We start from the raw sequence: 20974 nt of genomic DNA on the forward strand, positions 1-20974 counted from the left end.
TTCAAAGATTATGAATTCAATTCCTTAGCTCTGTTTTCAGCATCCAAAATTCCTTTTTTTAGAATTGATTTCAATTCGTTTTCTTCGAAGGTTTTCAGCGCCGCTTCCGTTGTTCCACCCTTTGAAGCTACGTCTTTTATCAATTCTTCCAGAGATTTATCAGAATTATTAATGAGATGATAAGCGCCTAACATTGTTTGTTTTACGAATAATTTAGATAGATTTTCATCAATTCCCATTTCGGTTCCTGCTTTTATCATGGCGTCGATGATATAATAGAAATAAGCAGGTCCGCTCCCTGATAGCGCGGTTACGCCGTTCAAAAGACTTTCGTCTTCTAAATAAACAGAACGTCCTGTCGAATTCAACAAACGCTCAACGTTCATCAATTCTGAAAAAGAAATTCCTTCTGCTGCGGTATAACCTGTAATTCCCATTCCGAGAAGAGTAGGAGAGTTCGGCATTGCTCTTACAACAGATTTGTGGTTCAGAAGTTTTTGAATTTTTTCAATCGAGATTCCTGCCATTATCGACAAAACCATAGATTTTTCCGAAATACTGAAAGGTAAATTTTCCGCTACAAAACCAAAATCCTGAGGTTTCACAGCAATGATAATAAGGTCTGCTTCCAAATTTTGAATTTCATCAAAAGACGAGATTTCTGATTCTGGAAATAGTGTTCTTATTTTATCTTTTTTGTTTTCGTTTCGTGTGATGAGGTGTAGATTTTGCGGTTTTATCAATTCATATTTCAAAAAAGATTTTGAAAATGACAAACCCATATTTCCCGCTCCTAAAACTGCAATTTTCATTGTTGCTTTTATTAATTATTTAACAATTATTCCCATCAGCATCACAAGAATCACCTTCGCTTACAATATTGATTTTTGAATTGTTTTCTAAAAATTCAGATAAGCTTTTCTCCAAAACTTCCGAAAATAAATGCGTAGGTTGAGCTCCCGAAATCGCATATTTTCTATTGAAAACAAAAAATGGAACGCTATTGATTCCAAGCGAAGCTGCTTCTTCGATATCATTATTTACCAATTCTGTTAATTCCGGAGATTGAACTGCAGTTTCGATTTCTTCTTTTGTAAAACCTAATTTTCCTCCGATTTCTGATAGAACTTCAACATCATCAATGTTCTTTCCAAGAATGAAATAAGCTTCAAACAGAAGTTCTTCCATTTCGTTGGCTTTGCCTTTTTCCTTGGCGAATTGAACCAAGATTTGACTTTTAAAAGAATTAGAAACTTTCACTTGATCAAAATTGAACTCAATTCCTGAATTTTTTCCTATTTGGATGAGGTTTTCGTGCATTTTTATGGTCTCTTGCAAAGAATGTCCTTTGATATCAGAAAGATATTCATAATGATTTCTGCTAAGGTCGGTTTTCATTTTCGGGTCTAGCTGGAAAGAATGCCAATTGACTTCAATCTTATCACTTTGAGCAAAATTCTGAAGTGCTTTTTCAAAATTTTTCTTTCCAATGAAACAAAACGGGCAACGTGTGTCGCTCCAAATATCTACTTTCATTTTTTTTTGATTTTAAATGATATTAACTTCCCGTTCCAGTTCAATCCCGAATTTTTCTTTGACGGATTTGATTATTTCTGTTGAAAAATCGAAGATTTCTTTTCCAGTTGCATCTCCTGTAGCATTGATTATTACTAATGCCTGCAATTTATGTGAAGCAACATTTTCGATTTGTTTCCCTTTCCATCCGGCTTGTTCTATCAGCCAGCCTGCAGGAACTTTTACAAAGTCTCCATTCGGATAACCAGGTATTTTTTCAAATTTTTTCTTTAGAGTTTCAAACTGTGAAAGTGGAATGGTTGGATTCTTAAAAAAACTTCCGGCGTTTCCTATTACTTTTGGGTCGGGTAATTTGCTTTGTCTGATGTTGATTACAGCTTTCGAAACATCTTGAATAGTAGGTTTTTTAATTCCAAGGTTTTCTAATTCTGATTTGATTGCGCCATATTCCACATCAATTTTATGGTCTTTTGTAGTTAAACGGAAAGTCACTTCGAGAATCACATATTTCCCTTTGCCTTCTTGCTTAAAAATCGAATCTCTATAGCCAAATCTGCATTTCTCAAGATTGAACACTTCAATTTCCAATGTTTCAAGATTCAGAACTTTGCAAGATTCAAAAACATCTTTTATTTCTGTTCCGTAAGCACCGATATTCTGCATTGGAGAAGTGCCAACGTTCCCAGGAATCAAAGACAGATTTTCTAATCCGCCATAATTTTTATCCAAACAATACATCACAAACTGATGCCAGTTTTCGCCAGCTTTTGCTGTGACTAAAACCTCATTTTCATTAATAATTTCTTCCGAAATTCCTTTTAGATTCAACTGGATCGCCAATCCTTCAAAATCCTTGGTCAAAAGAATATTGCTTCCGCCACCAATGAATAAGAGTGGGAGAGAATGAGCGTTTGAGAATTTGAGGGTTTCTATTAATTCTTCGACAGAATTAACTTGTGAAAAATATCTTGCTGAAGCTTCAACTCCGAAAGTGTTAAATGGTTTTAAGGAAACGTTTTCTTGAATCATTATTTATATTGAGAAAGCAGATTATTAAGATTAGTTTTAAGCTTTTCTAATTGTTTGTAGTTTTGATCTTCTTCGGCAACGTTATAGAATTCGTATTCTTTTTCTGGCGTTTTAATTGTGAAGATTTCATCCGGACCATCATAATGTCCGCGCCTTTCTCCGCTTTTTGTTTTTTCCAGAGAGGAAATATTAATTCCAGAAACTAGTTTTTCCCAATCTTTGGAATTCAATTTTTTGTTGAAATTAGGATAATCTGTCATTCTTCCACCTGCAGAAGAAGTTTTTAAAGAATCTTTGGTCGCAGTTATAGATGTGAATCCGCCTCGTCCATACGTGTTTCTTAATGTTATAGATTCGATTGTTGAATTTTGAGCGACAGTTTTACAACTGATTAAAAGCATTGCAAAAGCCGATGCAAGTAATCCTATTTTTAATATTTTCATCATTGTAGATTTTATGATTGGTGTAAATTTAATGATAAAACCACATAGAAATCTTAATTTTAATAGAATTTTCTATGTGGTTTTTTAGAATGAATTTAGAAATGATTTAGTCCAAACCAAATTCTATTCTATATTTTTCGATCGCATCTCTCAGAAGTTCAACACTTCTTCTAAGGTCTTCTTGTTTCAAAACATAAGCGATTCTTACTTGTTTTTTGCCTAACTCAGGATTGCTGTAAAAACCTCCCATTGGCGCAACCATCACAGTTTCATTATTATTAGAATAACTTTCCAAAAGCCATTGCGCAAATTTATCAGAATCATCCACAGGAAGCTCAACGCCACAATAGAACGCACCTTTTGGTTTTGGACAAATCACACCCGGAATTTCGTTTAATAATTCTACCAATAGATTTCTTCTGTTCGTATATTCTTCTCTTACTTTTGCGATATATTCTGCATCGTTTTTGTGAGCTGCAGTTGCGGCAATTTGTCCCAAAAGAACTGGGCTTAATCTTGCCTGAGCAAAAAGAATCGCTGCATCGTGGATTTTCTTTGAACGTGTAATCAAACATCCGATTCTCGCGCCACACATCGAATATCTCTTAGATTCTGAATCGATAACGATAACATTGTCTGCGACTTCTGGAAACTCAAACATAGAGATTTGCTGTTCTCCATCGTAAACATATTCTCTGTAAACTTCGTCAGAAATTATAACAATGTCGTGTTTTTTAGCAATCTCAGCCAGTTTTTGTAGTTCTTCTCTTGAATAAAGATAACCTGTTGGATTTCCGGGATTACAAACGACGATTGCTCTGGTTTTATCAGTTATTTTTTTCTCAAATTCCTCAATAGAAGGTAAGGCAAAACCTGTGTCAATCGTTGATGGAACTGCGACTATATTGATGTTAAAAGTTCCAGCAAATCCATTATAATTAGCGTAATAAGGTTCCGGAATAATGATTTCGTCGCCGTCATCACAAAGCGTAGAAATGGCAAAATTCAAAGCTTCCGAACCGCCGTTTGTTACGATGAAATTATCAGGTGTTAAATCTGTAAATCCAAGAGAATGATAATATTCTGTCAAAGCTTTTCTGTACTCGATATTACCTTCTGATAAAGCATATTCCAAAACTTTGAGGTCGATGTTTTTTACAGCATTCAAAGCGGTTTCGGGAGTTTCGATGTCTGGTTGACCAATGTTCAAGTGATAAACTTTGATTCCTTTTTGTTTTGCTTGAATAGCATAAGGAACTAATTTTCTAACTGGAGATGCGGGCATATGCTGCGCTCTTTGCGATATTTTCGGCATTATTATTTGACTTTGGGATACAAAAATAAGCTTTAAATTTTCAATAAAAAAATTACTATTTTTGATTTAAAATAAATCCTCAAATGCAGATTTTTGTTGATACCATAGAAGAATATATTTCTCAAATTCCGGAAGAGAGAAGAGAACCATTTAGAAAGTTATTGGAAACCGTTGATAGTAATCTCCCAAAAGGTTTTGTACAAAATATGCAATACGGAATGGTCACTTGGTGCGTGCCTTTGGAAACTTATCCTGCAGGTTATCATTGCGCGAAAAACACACCGCTTCCTTTTATTAGTGTTGCTTCTCAGAAGAATTTTGTGGCATTTTACCATATGGGGATTTATGCTGAACCAAAAATTCTGGACTGGTTTGTAGAAGAGTTCCCGAAACATTCCAAAAAGAAATTGGATATGGGAAAATCTTGTATCCGATTCAAAAAAGTGGAGGATATTCCTTATGAATTGATGGGCGAACTTTGTACGAAGATTACTGTGGATGAATGGATTGCAATTTATGAGAAGAATTATAAAAAGTAATCCGGTTTATCTTATTTTTGCGCTGTTTTTTTTAACAAGTTGCAAAACTTATAATACTTCGATTTTGGAAAATGGTGATTTACTTTTCGTTCCTGCTGTAGAATCTGGACTGTCCGGAGCGATTAATAATGTGACGCAGACAGAGAAAAAAACTTCTTATGACCATATTGGGATTGTGAAAAAAGAGGAACATCATCTTTATGTTCTTCACGCTTCGCCAAAAGGAGGTTCTCAGAAACAAAAACTTAATTCTTTTCTAAAAGAACAAACCAAATCCGGACAAAAAATTGATGTTTATCGTTTAAAATCAGAATATCAATCTTCCATTCCAAATTCTGTTTCCAAGGCAGAAACCTTGGTTGGAAAACCATATAATTTCAATTATATTTTAGATGAACAATCATATTATTGTTCAGATTTTGTTGAAAGAGCTTTTCGGGAGAATCAGATTTTCACATTAGAGCCAATGACTTTTGTTGACCCAAAAACTGGAAAAACCAATGCGTTCTGGGAGAAATTTTATCAAGACAAAAACCTGAAAGTTCCTGAAGATGAACCTGGTTGTAACCCTAATGGATTGGCAGCTTCGGAGAAATTATTCAAAGTAGGTGAAATAGAGTAGTTTTTCTTTTGTTTTGAGTTTTCTTTCAATCTTAAATAAAGTCAAACTTCATAATTCAATGTTAACAAATAATGAATTTGTGTAAATTTAATTCATACTTATTTGGTGGGAATTGAATAATTTCTATATTTGCATTGTAATTATAAAACAATGAAACAGATTTTCTCACAGATGGCAATGATGTGTAATACGAACTGAAGAGTGCGGTGAGAAGGCTATGATATTAAGCTTCATCTTACCGATGAGGCTTTTTTTATACTTAAAAATACCTGTAAAAATCCAAATAAAATATGACTATGATTTACAAACAAGAAACTACCGGTAACAATTTTCTTCCGAAAACTACGAGAGAAATAATCCTTGAAATAGAACTGAATGGGAAAATCAGATTCGATATCTTACTTTATACGATTTACAATCATTATAATGTAAGTTACAAAATTGTGAATGCCAATATCGAATATCTGAATGGGAGCAATTTCGGAAACGTAAAACTGCTACTGAATATCACGCAAGACCAAATCAATAAGATAGAAAAATATCTTGGGGGAATATAGATTACTAAGCAGTAGAATAGATGTTCTACAAAAAAAGGAAGCTTCTTAAGAGCTTCCTTTTTTATTTGTAACCGAGATTTACTAAGAATCAATTCTTCTGATATCAGCGCCAATAGCTCTCAATCTTTCGTCGATGTTTTCGTAACCACGATCGATTTGTTCAATGTTTTGAATGACAGATTTTCCTTCTGCAGAAAGTGCTGCGATTAGAAGTGCATTTCCAGCTCTGATGTCTGGTGAAACCATTGTTGTTCCTCTCAAAGGCGTTTCTTGATTCATTCCGATAACTGTTGCTCTGTGTGGATCACAAAGAATAATTTGTGCACCCATATCAATTAATTTATCAACGAAGAATAATCTGCTTTCGAACATCTTCTGATGAATTAAAACAGAACCTTTTGCTTGAGTTGCTACAACTAATATAATTGATAACAAATCTGGCGTAAATCCTGGCCAAGGTGCATCTGAAACTGTCAGGATAGAACCATCAATGAATTTCTGAACTTTATAATTTTCCTGAGAAGGGATATAGATATCATCACCTCTCTGCTCTAATTCAATTCCTAATTTTCTGAAAGTATTTGGAATAACACCAAGCTGATTCCAGTTAACGTTTTTGATGGTGATTTCAGATTTTGTCATTGCTGCCAATCCAATCCAAGAACCAATTTCTACCATATCAGGAAGCATTGTATGCTCTGTTCCGTGTAATTTGTCAACACCTTCGATTGATAATAAATTAGAACCAATTCCTGTAATGTTAGCGCCCATTCTGTTCAGCATTTTACATAATTGCTGTAGGTAAGGTTCGCACGCTGCATTGTAGATTCGTGTTTTTCCTTTTGCCAAAACGGCAGCCATTACGATGTTTGCCGTTCCTGTTACAGAAGCTTCTTCTAATAGAATGAATTTTCCATTCAGTTCTTTTGCGGTTAAAGAGTAGAATGCTTCTTCCTCGTCATAAGAAAACTCTGCGCCTAGTTCAACAAAGCCTTGGAAATGCGTATCCAATCGTCTTCTTCCGATTTTATCTCCACCTGGCGTTGGTAAATAAGCTTCACCAAATCTCGCTAACATTGGACCCAAAATCATTACAGAACCTCTCAGTTTTGCACCGTCTTTTTTGAATTCCTTAGATTTAATATAATCGAAGTTAACTTCGTCTGCTTTAAAGGTATAATCGCCTTTTCCGTTTTTGGTAACCTTAACATTGAAATCCTGAAGAATCTCAATTAGCTTATTAACATCCTTGATGTCAGGGATATTGGTAATTCTTACCTCTTCTTCGGTCAACAAAACAGCACAAAGAATCTGCAAAGCTTCATTCTTAGCACCTTGTGGCGTAATCTCACCACTTAATCTTTTTCCTCCTCTTATTTCGAAAGCTCCACTCATTATCTTCTTTTATTTTTATGGTTTTGGAAGTTGTTTTTTCTATTGTTATTTTGGTTTCTATTATTGTTATTTTGATTCCTATTGTTGTTATTTCTATTATTGGCATAATAGATTTTGCTTTTATCAAGAGAGTCAATTCCTGTAAGATCCAAACGATTATCAGAAAGTTCTTTCAAATGGCGGAAAATAACATCATCCTGAACATGTTCTTTATTATAAACATTGTAGGACTTTTTCATATTGTTAGCAATCACTTGGATTAAGGCTTCTTTTTCTTTACCTTCTTCCAGAGCAATAGCTTTTTCAATCAATTGTAGGATGCTTTTTCCATAGAATTTATAGGCATTGTCCAAAGACGGATAATCCATTTTTCTAGGTTTTGTGATCAGATCTTCTGCTGTAAGAATTGGATATGGAGAATCTACATCCAGCTCATGATTAGCTAAAATAAAAAGATGATCCCAAAGTTTGTGTTTGTAATTTTCTTCATCGCGCAGATGTGGATTTCTTTGTCCCATAAACTCGATGATTCCAACTGCCATTTCATTGCGTTCTTCCTTAGATTCAAGGGTTTTGCAATGCTCTACCAGCTGTTGTATATTGCGCCCATATTCGGGCATTAGTAATTGCGGTCTTTCGGTATTATAATCCATAATGTTGCAAATATAAAACATTTCGAGTTCAAACTTTAAAATTCAAAATCTAGGGATTGTTTTTTCTTTAATTTGTATTGTCAGGCTGAGGCTTTCGAAGCCTTTTTTGTATTAAATTTATTTTTCAATAAATTTTTTCCTCTGTGCAGCATTCGGAAGAAAACATTGGTTCTCAGCCAATTTCTTTCGATTTCGAGAAACTAAATTATAAAACTGATTTCCAACAAAATCTGGAAGAATTTTTCCAACCGAAGCCAAAGAATAGATTCCGCCAACTTCTGTAGCGATTTTCAAAATAGCTTGATATTTAGATAAATAAAAATTCTCAGGTTTCCAAAGATAAAGCGTGTCAAAAACTTCATTCGGGAGATTTCTATCATTCAAAAATTTCTGCCCAAATTCAGATTGAAGAGAAGAAAACAAAAACTTATCCTTTTTATCTCGCTCCAAAATCCACTGCACCCAATGATTACAAAATCCACATTCGCCATCATAAAAAACAATGAATTTATCTTTAAGGTTTACTGAGATTTCTGTTGTCATAATGTATTCGAAGTGTCTATTTCTTTTTGAACCTTTCTGAAATAGTCAGCCAATTGTTTTCTTTGTTCATCGGTCAGTTTCGCATCCTGATGTCCCAGTATATAGCTTTCTAAAGGCATTTTCTTTTGCTCCACATATTCCGTCGCTTCCTCCAGTTTATGAGCCTGTCTTTTCGGTTCGTAAGTTGCAAATGTAGAAAAATTAAGTTCTTTTCTACCCTCATCAATATGATTTTTCAACAACCAAGCAACAGGCTGAATATTACTGTAAAACGGATATTCAGTTTCATTGGAATGACAATCATAACAAGAATTTTTGATTATGTTCGCAATTGGTTCAGGTGTGTTTTTGATTTTCAGAAAGTCCATTCCGTCGTTAGTCGCAGGATTTGTTTTATCAATCGGAAAAAATTGGATGATGATGAATGCAACAAGCAGCACAATTAATATTTTTTTCATAGTTCAGATTTTGAATTGATAATTACAAAAAGCTTTCCAAATTTCATAAATGTTTTTTAGGAGCTTTATCCTGCTATTCGCTATATCTTTTCTGTCACTGCGAACGAACTGAAGCAATCCGTAGAAATTTTCACCGCAACGAAACAAAAGGATGCCGCTACTATCAGGGCTAGTGAGCAATTCAATGTTTAAATTAGTTCCCCTGTCAACAATCAACCAACAACTCTCAATCAAAAAACGTATCTTTGCAAAAAATTTGGGCTCTTAAAGTAAGAGTAACCCATTAATAATCTTATTATTAAACAATTTTATGTCAAACATTGTCGCTATCGTTGGACGTCCCAACGTAGGAAAATCCACATTATTTAACCGATTATTAGAAAGAAGAGAAGCTATTGTAGATTCTACAGCTGGTGTAACGCGTGACCGTCATTACGGGAAGTCCGATTGGAACGGTGTAGATTTCACGGTAATCGATACAGGAGGTTATGATGTAGGAACAGAGGATATCTTCGAAGAAGAGATTCGTAAGCAAGTTCAATTAGCAATAGATGAGGCTACTTCTATCATTTTTATGGTGAATGTGGAAGAAGGTCTTACAGATACAGATCACGAGATTTATAACCTTTTAAGAAAAGCTAACAAACCACTTTATTTGGTGGTAAACAAAGTAGATTCTGCAAAGGAAGAACTTCCTGCGACAGAGTTTTATCAATTAGGTATTGAAAAATATTATACATTATCTTCTGCAACTGGTTCGGGAACTGGAGATTTGTTGGATGATGTTGTGAACGATTTCCCGACAACAGATTACAAAGATCCATTCGAAGGTTTACCAAAAATCACAATTGCAGGTCGTCCCAATGTTGGAAAATCAACTTTGACTAATGCGCTTCTTGATGTTGAAAGAAACATCGTGACAGATATTGCAGGAACAACGAGAGATAGTATTCAGACTTTATATAACAAGTTCGGACACGAGTTTGTTTTGGTGGATACTGCAGGGATGCGTAAGAAAAATAAGGTTTCAGAAGATTTGGAATTTTATTCGGTGATGCGTTCCATTCGTTCTATCGAGTTTTCTGATGTTGTGATTATTATGGTTGATGCAACTTTAGGTTGGGAATCTCAGGATATGAACATTTTTGGTCTTGCTCAGAAGAACAGAAAAGGAATCGTGATTGTGGTGAACAAATGGGATTTGGTTGAAAAAGATACCAACACAACACGTGATTTCGAAGCAGCTATCAAGAGCAAAATCGGACAGTTTACAGATATTCCAATCTTGTTCGTTTCTGCTTTGACTAAACAAAGAATCCTGAAAGCTGTTGAGGTTGCAATGGAAGTTTATAATGACAGAGCTAAAAAAATCAAAACGTCTAAACTGAATGAAGTAATGCTTCCTGTTTTCGAAGCGTTACCACCGCCAGCAATCAAAGGGAAATATGTGAAAATCAAATATTGTGTGCAGCTACCAACGCCATCGCCGCAATTCGTATTTTTCTGTAATCTTCCGCAATATGTGAAAGAGCCATACAAGCGTTTTACGGAAAATCAATTGAGAAAACACTTTGGATTCACAGGTGTTCCAATCGAAGTTTATTTCAGACAAAAATAATTTCCAACCCTTTCAGAGCTTAGGTTCTGAAAGGGTTTTTTATTAATTTTAATTATTCATATATAAAAATCACAATAACTAATGCTTACAATATTATCAGATAATTTCTCTCTTGTCAATTCTTGGATTAATGATTTAAGAAATGTTGAAGTACAGCAAGACCGAATGAAATTCCGTAGAAATATGGAGAGAATCGGGGAGATTGCCGCTTTCGAAATCAGTAAAACGCTCGACCAAAAAGAGATTGAAATCACAACGCCTCTTGATAAAATTACAGTAAAAGAAATTGAAACGCAGCCCGTTATTACAACTATTTTAAGAGCTGGAGTTCCATTGTTTCAAGGGATTTTGAATTACTTTGATAAAGCAGATTGTGGTTTCGTGGCAGCTTACAGAAAACACGATGCCAACGATTATTTCTCTATCAAACAAGATTATTTGACTTGTCCAAAATTAGACGGTCGTCCATTAATCGTGGCTGACCCGATGTTAGCTACTGGTGCATCTTTAATCGAAGCCATCAAAGATTTGTTGACGAACGGGAAACCAACTTCTATTCATATTGTTGCTGCAATTGCAAGCAGACAAGGTGTTGAAACAATTCAGAATGCTTATCCGGATGCGAAAGTTTGGATTGGCGCTTTGGATGAGAATTTAACTTCAAAAGGTTATATCACACCAGGTTTGGGTGATGCAGGAGATTTGTCTTACGGAGAAAAACTTCAACGATAATTGTTAGTTGTTAATGGTTAATTGTTGAATTTATCATTAATAATTAACCATTAATAATTGATCAAACGTCCATCGCCATCACCAAAATACTGATTTTTACATTCTTGGAATTATTGAGGATTTCCCACGCGATATTCGATATTGTGTTTCCGGTTGTGTAAACGTCATCAATCAAAAGAATATGCTTATCATTGATGTTTTCTGTCAATTGGTAAGCGTTTTTTGTTTTCAATCTTTCGCTTTGGTTTTTCTTCGCCTGCGCTCGGGAGTGCTTGATTCTTTTCAGTAAAGTGTGATTAATAGGAATGTTATAATGCTTCGATAATTCATTTCCGAAAAGATGAAGTTGATTGTAACCGCGTTGTTTCAGCTTTTTATAATGAAGCGGAACAGTAACTAATAAATCAGGTTTTTCATTATTAAAATCAATTCTTTCAGTGGTCCAATTCGCTAAGACTTTTCCAATTTTTTCTCTGTGATTATATTTTAATTGATGAACAATTCTCTGCGCAAGACTTTCCTTTTCATAATATAATAAGGAGAAAGTGTTTTCGACAGGAATCAATAATGAAACTTTTTCCGTCAAGGAATTATTCTCATAAAACTGATGATTGGAGAAATTAACCTTATCCAAACACAATTCGCAAACGACATCTTTTTTGTCAATCAACTGATTGCAATCCAGACAACGATTGGGGAAAAGAAAGTCAAAAATCATTGTCCTAAATTAATGATTTTCTGATTTTCTCAATCGATTTTTTCATATCGAGATTAAATTGCTCTTTTTCAAGTCTAGTTGGAGGCGCTTGTCGCACATCGCAATTCTGAATACTACAACTTTCGCAAGTCACGCCAACTTCAATCGTTTTTAAAGCGGAAGATTTAGCGAAATTCAGTTTTTTAATCGTTTGATTATTGAGCAGGACTCCCAAACAATAACTTCTGTTACTTCCATCAGAAAAAGGATTTTTCTGCGAAGTGGAAATCACGAGATAACTCACACCTTGGTCTTTGTAATGCGAGATTTGAGCATCGGTTAAAGTCTCATTTTCCTTGAGGTGATGCAGGTTTTTTACGGCCACCCAACGTCTGCAGTAATGCTCGTTAGTTGCGTTGGAATGTGGTGCTTGCTGATGATTAAGGTGTAATTCTTTCAAAATCTGAATTTTATCCGAATCATCTTTTTTAACAAAACATAAATAAAATAAATCCCTGATTCCGAATTCCGATGTTAAAACATTGGTTAATCTGTAATAAAATGTTTCCGGCGAATCTGTGAAATGATTAATTAATGCTTCGAATTTATCAGATTCCCACTGTTTTTGGTCAAAGAAATCTGAAGTTTTTTCAATCAACTCTTTTTTTGAAATCAAGAAACAACCTGCAAAATAAGAGGCATAAAAATTATTGAGAATTTCTTCAAAACTTCCAAAATCTAGCCAAGAATAAGTATTGGGTCTCGGATTCAGTTTTAAAACATTGAATCCGATTTCTTTTGCGAGAATAAAGGTTTTTTGATTAATGTCTAATCGCTCATTCAAAAGCAATAATTTCTTTTCAGGAATATATAATGAACGAAGTTTGTTCAAAGCATAATCTCCCGAAAAATCCTTTGATTGAATATGATATCCGAATTTCTCTTTCAATAAATTTTCAAGAATTTCGGTTTTGAGATTTTTATTCAGTTCCAGTTGATTTTCATTGGCAAACTGGATTGCTTTTTCCTCAACTTCCGGAAAATAATTATCATACAATTCCTGAAAAGAGCGCATCACTGCAAAATAAAATCGCTCTTTTCCAAGGTTGTAATTCTGAGAAATTTCAATTAACGCATTGATAAAAGCCGTTACTTTTTTCGGCGCATCGCTAATGATACTGATGAGGTTGTTCTTGTTAATCCCAAACAAATCCAGCGGAACTTCTTTGAAAAAATCTGACTGCAAAACATCATTGATTGGTGTCAGACTTTTATCCAATTTAGTTGAAACCAAATCATCAAAAGTGCAGTGCAAAGCTTCTGATAACTGTATGATTTTGTCGTGTTTCGGATACTTTTTTCCATTTTCTATTTCGTTGAGATAGGATTTGGAAAGTCCTGTTTTGGTTGCAAGGTCTTGCAGGGACCAGTTTTTTTTCTGTCTCTGTTGTTTCAGTTTTAGTCCAAAAACCACGCGTATATAGTCGCTTTCTGCAATCATAGAATCAAAGATAAATATTAAAGCGATTATTCGCATAATAATTTTTGTAAAAATTTAGCGAACGTTCGCTAATTGTGAAAATCTTTTTTATATATTTGTCAAACCAAATCACAAAATATTTTAATTATGGAAACAATGAGCCATTTAAAGATTTCCCCAGATACCAAGTTTCAAGAGGTTTTTACTGATGAATTGAATGATTTTTTAATCAAACTTCACAGGAATTTCAATCATACTCGGATTGAATTGTTAGAAGAAAGAAATAAAACGCAATTGAGATTTGATTCCGGAGAGTTGCCATCTTTTCCATCGGAAACCATTCATATCAGAAACGGTGAATGGACTTGTGCGGAAACGCCAAAAGATTTGCTGGATAGAAGGGTGGAAATCACAGGCCCGGTTGATCGAAAAATGATTATCAATGCGCTTAATTCCGGAGCTAATACTTTTATGGCAGACTTTGAAGATAGTAGTTCTCCGACTTGGGAAAACTGTATTCAAGGGCAAATCAATTTAACGGATGCTATTAATAGAAACATTGATTTTACTAATGAACAAGGCAAATCTTACAAACTGAATGATGAAACCGCAACATTGCTTGTTCGTCCAAGAGGTTTGCATTTATCTGAAAAAAATATTGAAATAGAAGGTGAAAACACATCGGGTTCTTTGATGGATTTTGGGATTTACTTTTTCAGAAATGCTAAAACTTTGATTGAAAAAGGAACCGCGCCTTATTTTTATCTTCCAAAATTAGAACATTATAAAGAAGCACGTTGGTGGAATGATGTTTTCATTTTTGCTCAGAATTATCTAGACATCCCGCAAGGTACAATCAAAGCGACTGTTCTGATAGAAACGATTACGGCTTCTTTTCAATTAGACGAGATTCTTTTCGAACTGAAAAATCATAGTTCCGGACTCAATTGTGGACGTTGGGATTATATATTTTCTTATATCAAGAAATTCAGAAATCAAGCTCAGTTTTTAGTTCCTGACAGAGACCAAGTGACGATGACTTCACCTTTTATGAGTGCCTATTCTAAAAGAGTGATTGAAGTTTGTCACAAAAGAAATGTCCACGCAATGGGCGGAATGGCAGCGCAGATTCCTGTGAAAAATGATGATGAAGCTAATGAATTGGCTTTTGAAAAAGTTAGAAGTGATAAAGAACGAGAAGTTCGGAATGGTCACGACGGAACTTGGGTAGCACATCCGGCTTTGGTTTCTGTAGCTAAGGAAATATTTGACCAATATATGCCGGAGAAAAATCAGATTGATAAAAAGTTTGACCACAAAATAAAAGAATCAGAATTGCTGGAAGTTCCTGCCGGAACAATCACGGAACAAGGCGTTAGAAAAAACATCAATGTCGGAATTCTTTACATCGAATCTTGGTTAATGGGCGTTGGAGCAGCTGCGCTTTACAATCTAATGGAAGATGCGGCAACAGCGGAAATTTCCAGAACTCAGATTTGGCAGTGGCTACATCACGATGTTGTTCTCGAAGATGAAAGAACTTTGACAAGAGAATTGGTTCTACAATGGGAAAAAGAAGAGCTTTCCAGAATCAAAAGATATGTTGGAGAAGAACGATTTACAAAAGGGAAATTCAATCTCGCAAAAGAGCTTTTCAATGAATTGATATTCTGCGATAAGTTTGAAGAGTTTTTAACACTAAAAGCTTATCCATTTATTTAAAGAAACAAGAATAAAGAACAAAGAACAAAGATGAAAGACTGAAGGTTTAATAATTAAATCTTGAGTCTGGAATCTTATATCTAAAAATAAAATCACACCAAATCACAAAATATTATGCAAACAAAACAAGAACAAATCCAAGCTTTGGAAAAAGAATGGTTGACGAATCCGAGATGGATAGGCGTTACAAGACCTTACACAGCAGAAGAAGTGCTGAAACTGAGAGGTTCTTACAAATTAGATTACACGATTGCGAATGAAATGTCTCAAAAACTTTGGGATAAACTCAATAATCAAGATTGGGTTGCAGGACTAGGCGCTTTAACAGGAAATCAAGCGGTGCAAGAAGTGGATGCAGGATTGGAAGCTATTTATTTGTCAGGCTGGCAAGTTGCAGCAGATGCGAATCTTTCAGGCGAGATGTATCCTGATCAATCTCTTTATCCAGCGAATTCGGTTCCGTCTGTGGTTAAGAAAATTAATAATGCGTTGCTGAGAGCAGACCAAATCCAATCCGTCAACGGAGGCGGAGAGAAAGAATATCTGGTTCCAATCGTTGCTGATGCGGAAGCGGGTTTCGGCGGAAATCTGAATGCTTTTGAATTGATGAAACAAATGATTGAAGCCGGTGCTGCAGGCGTTCATTTTGAAGATCAATTATCTTCTGCTAAAAAATGCGGACATCTCGGCGGAAAAGTTTTGGTTCCGACTCAGGAAGCGATTAATAAACTGATTGCAGCAAGGCTGGCTGCGGATGTTTGTGGAACTCCAAGTGTTATTGTGGCAAGGACGGATGCGGATGCGGCGGATTTATTAACTTCTGATATTGATGACAGAGATAAAAAATTTGTGACCGGAGAAAGAACTTCAGAAGGTTTTTATGTTGTGAATAATGGAGTAGAACAAGGGATTGACAGAGGTTTGTCATATGCACCTTATGCGGATTTGATTTGGATGGAAACTTCAAATCCGGATTTGGAATATGCAAGACGATTTGCGGAAGGAATTCACGCTAAGTTTCCAAACAAAATGCTGGCTTATAACTGTTCTCCGTCTTTTAACTGGGCTGCAAAATTGAGCGTTGAAGAAATGGAAAACTTCCGTGAGGAGTTGGCGAAAATGGGATACAAATTCCAGTTTATCACATTAGCCGGTTTCCACGCTTTAAATACAGCAATGTTCGAATTGGCATTGGCTTATAAAGAAAGAGGAATGGCAGGTTATTCCGAATTGCAGGAAAGAGAATTTGCATTACAGAAAAGAGGTTTCCGTGCTGTGAAGCATCAGTCGTTTGTTGGGACAGGATATTTTGATGAGATTCAAACGATTGTTACCAACGGAAAATCGGCAACTGTAGCGATGAAAGATTCTACCGAAACAGCACAGTTTCATTAAGGCTCATTAATCCATATTATAATTGTTGAATTTTCGAAATAGGTCAACAAAAAACCCTGATTTCTGTGAAGTCAGGGTTTTGAATTTTATAATTAATAATTCATCATTAATAATTTAGTAAAGCAATTTGTAATATTCATCCGCCATTCTATCACTTCCGAATTGGATTTTCACATCATCCATTGCTGTATGAACGATTTTTCGCCATTCTTCTGGTTTTTCATAGTAAGTTGGGATGATTTGGTTTTCCAAAACATCGTAAAGGTTGTCCAGGTCAAATTGATCCTGCTCTATGGTTGGCCAGTTGTTGTAATCTGCTTGTGGAACTACAAAAGCGTTTACTCCGTTTTTTGCAAATTCAGGGATCCAGCCGTCATCTGTCGAAAGGTTGACAGAGCCGTTCATAGAAGCGGTCATTCCGCTGGTTCCAGAAGCTTCTCTAGGGACTCTTGGGTTGTTTAGCCAGATGTCGGAACCTTGTTTTAGAGATTTGCTCAAAGCTAATTCGTAACCAGTAAGTACCGCCATATTTTTGTAGTTCTTGCTTTCTTCTACCAAATGATTGAAAGTAGAAATTGCTCCATAATCCATTGGGTAAGGTTTTCCTGCCCAGATTATTTGTACCGGATATTCTTTGTTTTCCAAAAGTTTTCTAAAACGCTCTTTGTCTGCCAAAAGAAGATCTGCTCTCTTGTAGCCAGCAAAACGTCTTGCCCAAACAATAGTTAAAACTTTGTTGTCGAAGATTTTTCCTGTTTGATCGGCAACAATTCGGAAAGCTCTTTTCTTGAGGTAAGCTTTTCTGGTATCAAACTCCTCGTTGTCACCGTTTTCTTTGTGTTCGTAAAGTGCTTTATCTCCCCAATACTTGAATTCTTGAGCATTGGTAATAGATTTGATTTCGCAGATGCCAGGGTATTTGTTCCACATTTCTCTAGAAACCACGCCGTGCAATTGTGATACGCCATTTGCTATTCTTGCCATTCTCAATGCACAAAGCGAGTGGTTGAAACGGTCGTCCTGTACGCCTTCGATTTTTTTAACCTCGTCAATCGTTAGTCCGCAGAAATAAGACATGTCGTGGCAAAGGTGTATGTCGTGCTTCTCGTTACCAGCTTCCTCTGGTGTGTGTGTGGTGAAGACTAATTTTTCTTTCACTTTTGCAAGATCACCGCCGTATTTTCTCAAAAGATAGAAAGCCGCTGGCAAACCGTGTGCTTCGTTCAGGTGATAAACCTCTCTTTCTAGATTGATTTCGTCTAGTAATTTAGCACCACCTTTTCCAAGAAGGATGTATTGCGCAACTTTGGTAGACTCGTTGGCGTCGTATAACTTGTGCGTGATGGTTTTTGAAAGGTGATCGTTTTCTGGTACATCTGTACTCAAGAAAAACATTGGGCAGGTCTTGAAGGTTTCCGGATTAAGGTACCATACTTTTACCCAAACTGGCGCATTGTGAATCTCGATTTGAAATTTGATGCCTGTATCTTCCAAAAAGCTGTACATTTTCTTGGTCCAGATAGGGTTCAGGGTTTGATCCATATTGCGACTTTGGTCGTAGTAGCCATACTTCCATAAGATTCCGATTCCTACAAAATCTTGTTTTAGGTTGTAAGCACTTTTCATGTGGGAGCCAGCTAGGAATCCTAAACCACCGCTATAGATCTTCAAAGCTTGATCTATTGCAAATTCCATAGAGAAATAAGCGGTTTTTTTGGTGTAATCTGGATTGATGCTGTAGGGCATCTTGAAGTTTTTAAAATCCATTAGTTTAATTTTAAGGTCTTGTCTATATGGTTGCAAATATAATAAATAGTTTTGGGATGGGATGCAGGTAGCAGGTTTTAAGGCTGCGAGATGTAAGTTGTGGGATTCTTGGTTTGTGGATTTTGGTGGGGATGCTCTTAGATTGATGTCTTGCATCTCGTACTTCGCATTTCGTAATGTTTTTATACGGGATTATACGGACTATCTACGGGGTATGTACGGACTATCTACGGGGTATGTGTGTTGGTGTTGCGGGTTGATGGTTGCAGGATGGAGGGTTTGGGATTCTTGGTTTGTGAGTTTTTGTGAGGTATTTATAGATTGGTGTCCTGCATCAAGCACCTTGCAACTGATATCTGATAATATTAATTTTAATTCATATAAGTATTTTGTAATCAATAATTTATTAACTTTAGGAAGGTTTAATTTCTAAGACAATCAATATGATTTATAACGAAGACCTCGAAAAGAATTTGAATATTTGTGTTGCTTCCAAAAACGGCAAAACCGATGATTTGGTTAAATGGTATGATGCTATCAGTAAGGCTAATCTTTGCGAGCGCGAGGAGTATCAAAAAAAAACAGAACTGCTGCTACTGAACAGTTTGTTTGCTCATTATCCAGATATTGAAATCGAAAACTTGACTGGAGAAAGCCCAGATTTTATCATCAAGTATCAAGGTAAAAGGATTGGTGTGGAGGTTTCGGAGGTGATTAACCATCTTGAGCTCAAGAAAAAAGAGAGCTATATCAATCATATCTTTCGTACGGTAGAGAAGTTGTTGTCTGAATATAAAAGTCTTTCCGGAATCTATTATCTTAGCATCGATTATCACCAGGAGGATTTTTACCAGCAGCCAGAGCAATTGATAAAGGAGATATCGTCTGCTATTACCAATAACAAGAATACTCAATTTGTAAAACATATCAGAAGAACGCCCCACAACAAGGGCGTTCTTTTGTTTTTAGAATACCGGTTTTCTTTGTTTGATGAGCTTCATTCTGAAAAAATCCGAGAAGTGATCGAGAAAAAGAATAATAAGTTTGTGCTTTATAATGAGAAAGCCAAAGAATGCTGGCTGGTGTTGGTTTCTAATATGTATAATATCGCATCCCGATACTCCTACATCCACGCCAAGGAAGAGCTGAATAATATCAGCAGTCCGTTTTCCAAAATCCTGCATATCGAGAACCTGCATAGCCAGATGATGGTGATAAAGTAGATGGTTGATTAGTTGGTTAGTTAATTAGTTGTTTGGTTGATTGGTTGAATTTTGTCAAATCGTTAAACTGTAAAACTGTAAAACTGTAAAACTGTCTAACTGTAAAACTGTAAAACTGTAAAACTGTAAAACTGTAAAACTGTAAAACTGTTTAACTGTAAAGCTGTAAAACTGCTATTTCGTATTGATTTTTTTAGTACTTTCAGTACAATGCAATATCGCAGAAACACAAATTATTTTATCATGTCTATTAAGTACAATTTAAGACAAAAATCTCAGCCCGGAGTGGCTGGTGGTGGACAAAAGAAATGGTATGCAGCTGTAGCTGCCGATGGAGAATTGACCATTGATGATCTCGTAAAACAGATCGAGAAATTCTCTGCCCTGTCCGAGGCAGACATCCGCGGGGTGATTATTGCGCTAGAAAACGTGATAGTGGATCAGATCGTGAATGGTAAGATCATCCGTCTGGATAAGCTCGGCAGTTTCTATCCCAGTCTTTCTAGCGAAGGTGTGGACAAAGAAGAAGATTTTAGCACCGCTAAGATCAGGAATGCAAAGGTCAATTACCGCCCGGGCAAGCGCATCAGCGATGCCCTTTCTACAGCCACTTTCAAGAAGAAGGATTAATGACTAAAAAAAGTAGGCTTACTCTTGCCCAAGAGTAGGCTTACTATTACCCAAGAGTAGGCTTACTTTCAAGTTAAAGTAAGCCTGCTTTTTTTTTTGCACAAGGTCTCAGACTGACAATGTTAATTTTGTTTATATGAAGGTGTTCAACTCTGCTCAGACTGACAGGGTTAAAAAAAACACTTTTTTCTTAGAGGTGTGCAAGGAAGGTTAGCTTGCTTTTTTATTGTTGACCGTAGTTTTTTTTAACTAAAGGTTAAATAATTGTAAAATTTAGGAAAATTAAATTTTAACAAATAGGGTTTATTTGTTGAAATTAACATGATTTTGCTAGTGTTTTCATGCTTAAATTAACATTTTAAAAAAAATACGTTTGTTTTGTTTATATTATTATATTTGCCTTCTTATTGAAAACAAATGCTATGGATAAAAAATTATTCTCTCTGAGAACGCATTTTCTCTACACGTCTATCAAGACTTTTTTTCTACTTTTTTTTATGCTGACTGGAGTCTCTGTTTGGGGACAATACTATAATGGAGTTGGACAAATGGAAGTGCTTCTGTAGCTTGGAAGCTGTAAAATACCTGTACTAAAAATATAAACTAACCAGAATTTCTTA

The 20974-nt window shown here is 35.6% G+C and carries 22 protein-coding genes; 10 read left to right on the forward strand and 12 right to left on the reverse strand.

Going from position 1 to position 20974, the window contains the following annotated elements:
* Window positions 1–8: 8 nt before the first annotated feature.
* The 5 genes from proC to DRF58_RS00275 all read right to left on the reverse strand — a co-directional run bounded on the left by proC (window position 9) and on the right by DRF58_RS00275 (window position 4323).
* Complete coding sequence (gene proC, locus DRF58_RS00255; protein ID WP_116031407.1) at window positions 9–812, reverse strand: pyrroline-5-carboxylate reductase; 804 nt, start codon at window positions 810–812, stop codon at window positions 9–11.
* Window positions 813–831: 19 nt separating this feature from the next.
* Complete coding sequence (locus DRF58_RS00260; RefSeq protein WP_116031409.1) at window positions 832–1536, reverse strand: DsbA family oxidoreductase; 705 nt, start codon at window positions 1534–1536, stop codon at window positions 832–834.
* A gap of 12 nt (window positions 1537–1548) precedes the next feature.
* Window positions 1549–2568 carry a UDP-N-acetylmuramate dehydrogenase gene (murB, locus tag DRF58_RS00265; RefSeq protein WP_116031412.1) on the reverse strand — a complete coding sequence of 340 codons (1020 nt, stop codon included), beginning with the start codon at window positions 2566–2568 and terminating at the stop codon, window positions 1549–1551.
* A complete protein-coding gene (locus tag DRF58_RS00270; RefSeq protein WP_116031414.1) occupies window positions 2565–3011 on the reverse strand; it encodes a hypothetical protein in 447 nt (148 codons plus the stop codon). Before DRF58_RS00270 ends, murB begins: the two co-directional genes overlap by 4 nt.
* Before the next feature lie 103 nt (window positions 3012–3114).
* The gene (locus tag DRF58_RS00275) at window positions 3115–4323 is read right to left on the reverse strand and encodes a pyridoxal phosphate-dependent aminotransferase (protein ID WP_116031417.1); all 1209 of its coding nucleotides are present in this window, start codon (window positions 4321–4323) and stop codon (window positions 3115–3117) included.
* A gap of 83 nt (window positions 4324–4406) precedes the next feature.
* Here DRF58_RS00275 and DRF58_RS00280 point away from each other — a divergent pair, with 83 nt between their 5' ends.
* The 3 genes from DRF58_RS00280 to DRF58_RS00290 all read left to right on the forward strand — a co-directional run bounded on the left by DRF58_RS00280 (window position 4407) and on the right by DRF58_RS00290 (window position 6041).
* Entirely contained in the window at window positions 4407–4862 is a 456-nt protein-coding gene (locus DRF58_RS00280; RefSeq protein WP_116031419.1) for a DUF1801 domain-containing protein, read from the forward strand.
* Window positions 4840–5484, forward strand: coding sequence for a YiiX/YebB-like N1pC/P60 family cysteine hydrolase (locus tag DRF58_RS00285; protein ID WP_245955331.1), 645 nt, complete (start codon window positions 4840–4842; stop codon window positions 5482–5484). Before DRF58_RS00280 ends, DRF58_RS00285 begins: the two co-directional genes overlap by 23 nt.
* A 296-nt stretch (window positions 5485–5780) precedes the next feature.
* Window positions 5781–6041 carry an NIL domain-containing protein gene (locus DRF58_RS00290; RefSeq protein WP_157966688.1) on the forward strand — a complete coding sequence of 87 codons (261 nt, stop codon included), beginning with the start codon at window positions 5781–5783 and terminating at the stop codon, window positions 6039–6041.
* A gap of 81 nt (window positions 6042–6122) precedes the next feature.
* Here the strand turns inward: DRF58_RS00290 and murA are convergent, their stop codons facing one another.
* The 4 genes from murA to DRF58_RS00310 form a co-directional block, all read right to left on the reverse strand.
* The gene (gene murA / locus DRF58_RS00295) at window positions 6123–7436 is read right to left on the reverse strand and encodes a UDP-N-acetylglucosamine 1-carboxyvinyltransferase (RefSeq protein ID WP_116031427.1); all 1314 of its coding nucleotides are present in this window, start codon (window positions 7434–7436) and stop codon (window positions 6123–6125) included.
* On the reverse strand, window positions 7436–8089 hold the full coding sequence (locus DRF58_RS00300; protein WP_116031430.1) for a DUF4290 domain-containing protein: 654 nt from the start codon (window positions 8087–8089) through the stop codon (window positions 7436–7438). Before DRF58_RS00300 ends, murA begins: the two co-directional genes overlap by 1 nt.
* A 117-nt stretch (window positions 8090–8206) precedes the next feature.
* Window positions 8207–8632 (reverse strand): thiol-disulfide oxidoreductase DCC family protein, encoded by a 426-nt coding sequence (locus tag DRF58_RS00305; RefSeq protein ID WP_116031433.1) that lies wholly within the window; start codon window positions 8630–8632, stop codon window positions 8207–8209.
* Window positions 8629–9090 carry a heme-binding domain-containing protein gene (locus DRF58_RS00310; RefSeq protein ID WP_116031436.1) on the reverse strand — a complete coding sequence of 154 codons (462 nt, stop codon included), beginning with the start codon at window positions 9088–9090 and terminating at the stop codon, window positions 8629–8631. The genes DRF58_RS00305 and DRF58_RS00310 overlap by 4 nt, the downstream gene beginning before the upstream one ends.
* A 310-nt stretch (window positions 9091–9400) precedes the next feature.
* On the opposite strand from DRF58_RS00310, the gene der reads away from it, so the two are divergent.
* Window positions 9401–10708 carry a ribosome biogenesis GTPase Der gene (gene der / locus DRF58_RS00320; RefSeq protein WP_116031441.1) on the forward strand — a complete coding sequence of 436 codons (1308 nt, stop codon included), beginning with the start codon at window positions 9401–9403 and terminating at the stop codon, window positions 10706–10708.
* Window positions 10709–10789: 81 nt separating this feature from the next.
* The gene (gene upp, locus DRF58_RS00325; RefSeq protein ID WP_116031444.1) at window positions 10790–11440 is read left to right on the forward strand and encodes a uracil phosphoribosyltransferase; all 651 of its coding nucleotides are present in this window, start codon (window positions 10790–10792) and stop codon (window positions 11438–11440) included.
* A gap of 61 nt (window positions 11441–11501) precedes the next feature.
* On the opposite strand, the gene DRF58_RS00330 is transcribed toward upp, so the two are convergent.
* Together DRF58_RS00330 and DRF58_RS00335 are read right to left on the reverse strand one after the other, a co-directional pair.
* On the reverse strand, window positions 11502–12158 hold the full coding sequence (locus tag DRF58_RS00330; protein WP_116031446.1) for a ComF family protein: 657 nt from the start codon (window positions 12156–12158) through the stop codon (window positions 11502–11504).
* 4 nt (window positions 12159–12162) lie between these two features.
* Window positions 12163–13674 carry a helix-turn-helix domain-containing protein gene (locus DRF58_RS00335; protein WP_168926405.1) on the reverse strand — a complete coding sequence of 504 codons (1512 nt, stop codon included), beginning with the start codon at window positions 13672–13674 and terminating at the stop codon, window positions 12163–12165.
* A gap of 90 nt (window positions 13675–13764) precedes the next feature.
* Here DRF58_RS00335 and aceB point away from each other — a divergent pair, with 90 nt between their 5' ends.
* On the forward strand, window positions 13765–15339 hold the full coding sequence (gene aceB / locus DRF58_RS00340) for a malate synthase A (RefSeq protein WP_116031452.1): 1575 nt from the start codon (window positions 13765–13767) through the stop codon (window positions 15337–15339).
* Between the two features lie 114 nt (window positions 15340–15453).
* Window positions 15454–16734, forward strand: coding sequence for an isocitrate lyase (gene aceA, locus DRF58_RS00345; RefSeq protein ID WP_116031454.1), 1281 nt, complete (start codon window positions 15454–15456; stop codon window positions 16732–16734).
* A gap of 114 nt (window positions 16735–16848) precedes the next feature.
* Here aceA and glgP read toward each other — a convergent pair whose 3' ends face one another.
* On the reverse strand, window positions 16849–18501 hold the full coding sequence (gene glgP / locus DRF58_RS00350; RefSeq protein ID WP_116031457.1) for an alpha-glucan family phosphorylase: 1653 nt from the start codon (window positions 18499–18501) through the stop codon (window positions 16849–16851).
* Window positions 18502–18944: 443 nt separating this feature from the next.
* Between glgP and DRF58_RS00360 the strand changes: the two genes are divergently transcribed.
* From DRF58_RS00360 to DRF58_RS18315, 3 genes are all read left to right on the forward strand, one after another.
* The gene (locus DRF58_RS00360) at window positions 18945–19724 is read left to right on the forward strand and encodes a hypothetical protein (RefSeq protein WP_116031462.1); all 780 of its coding nucleotides are present in this window, start codon (window positions 18945–18947) and stop codon (window positions 19722–19724) included.
* 243 nt (window positions 19725–19967) lie between these two features.
* Window positions 19968–20354 (forward strand): HU family DNA-binding protein, encoded by a 387-nt coding sequence (locus tag DRF58_RS00365; RefSeq protein WP_116031702.1) that lies wholly within the window; start codon window positions 19968–19970, stop codon window positions 20352–20354.
* Between the two features lie 422 nt (window positions 20355–20776).
* Window positions 20777–20920, forward strand: a complete 144-nt coding sequence (locus DRF58_RS18315) for a hypothetical protein (RefSeq protein ID WP_157966689.1) — start codon at window positions 20777–20779, stop codon at window positions 20918–20920.
* The last annotated feature ends 54 nt before the right edge of the window (window positions 20921–20974 follow it).

The organism is Epilithonimonas hispanica, from assembly GCF_003385395.1.
Lineage (GTDB): Bacteria > Bacteroidota > Bacteroidia > Flavobacteriales > Weeksellaceae > Epilithonimonas > Epilithonimonas hispanica.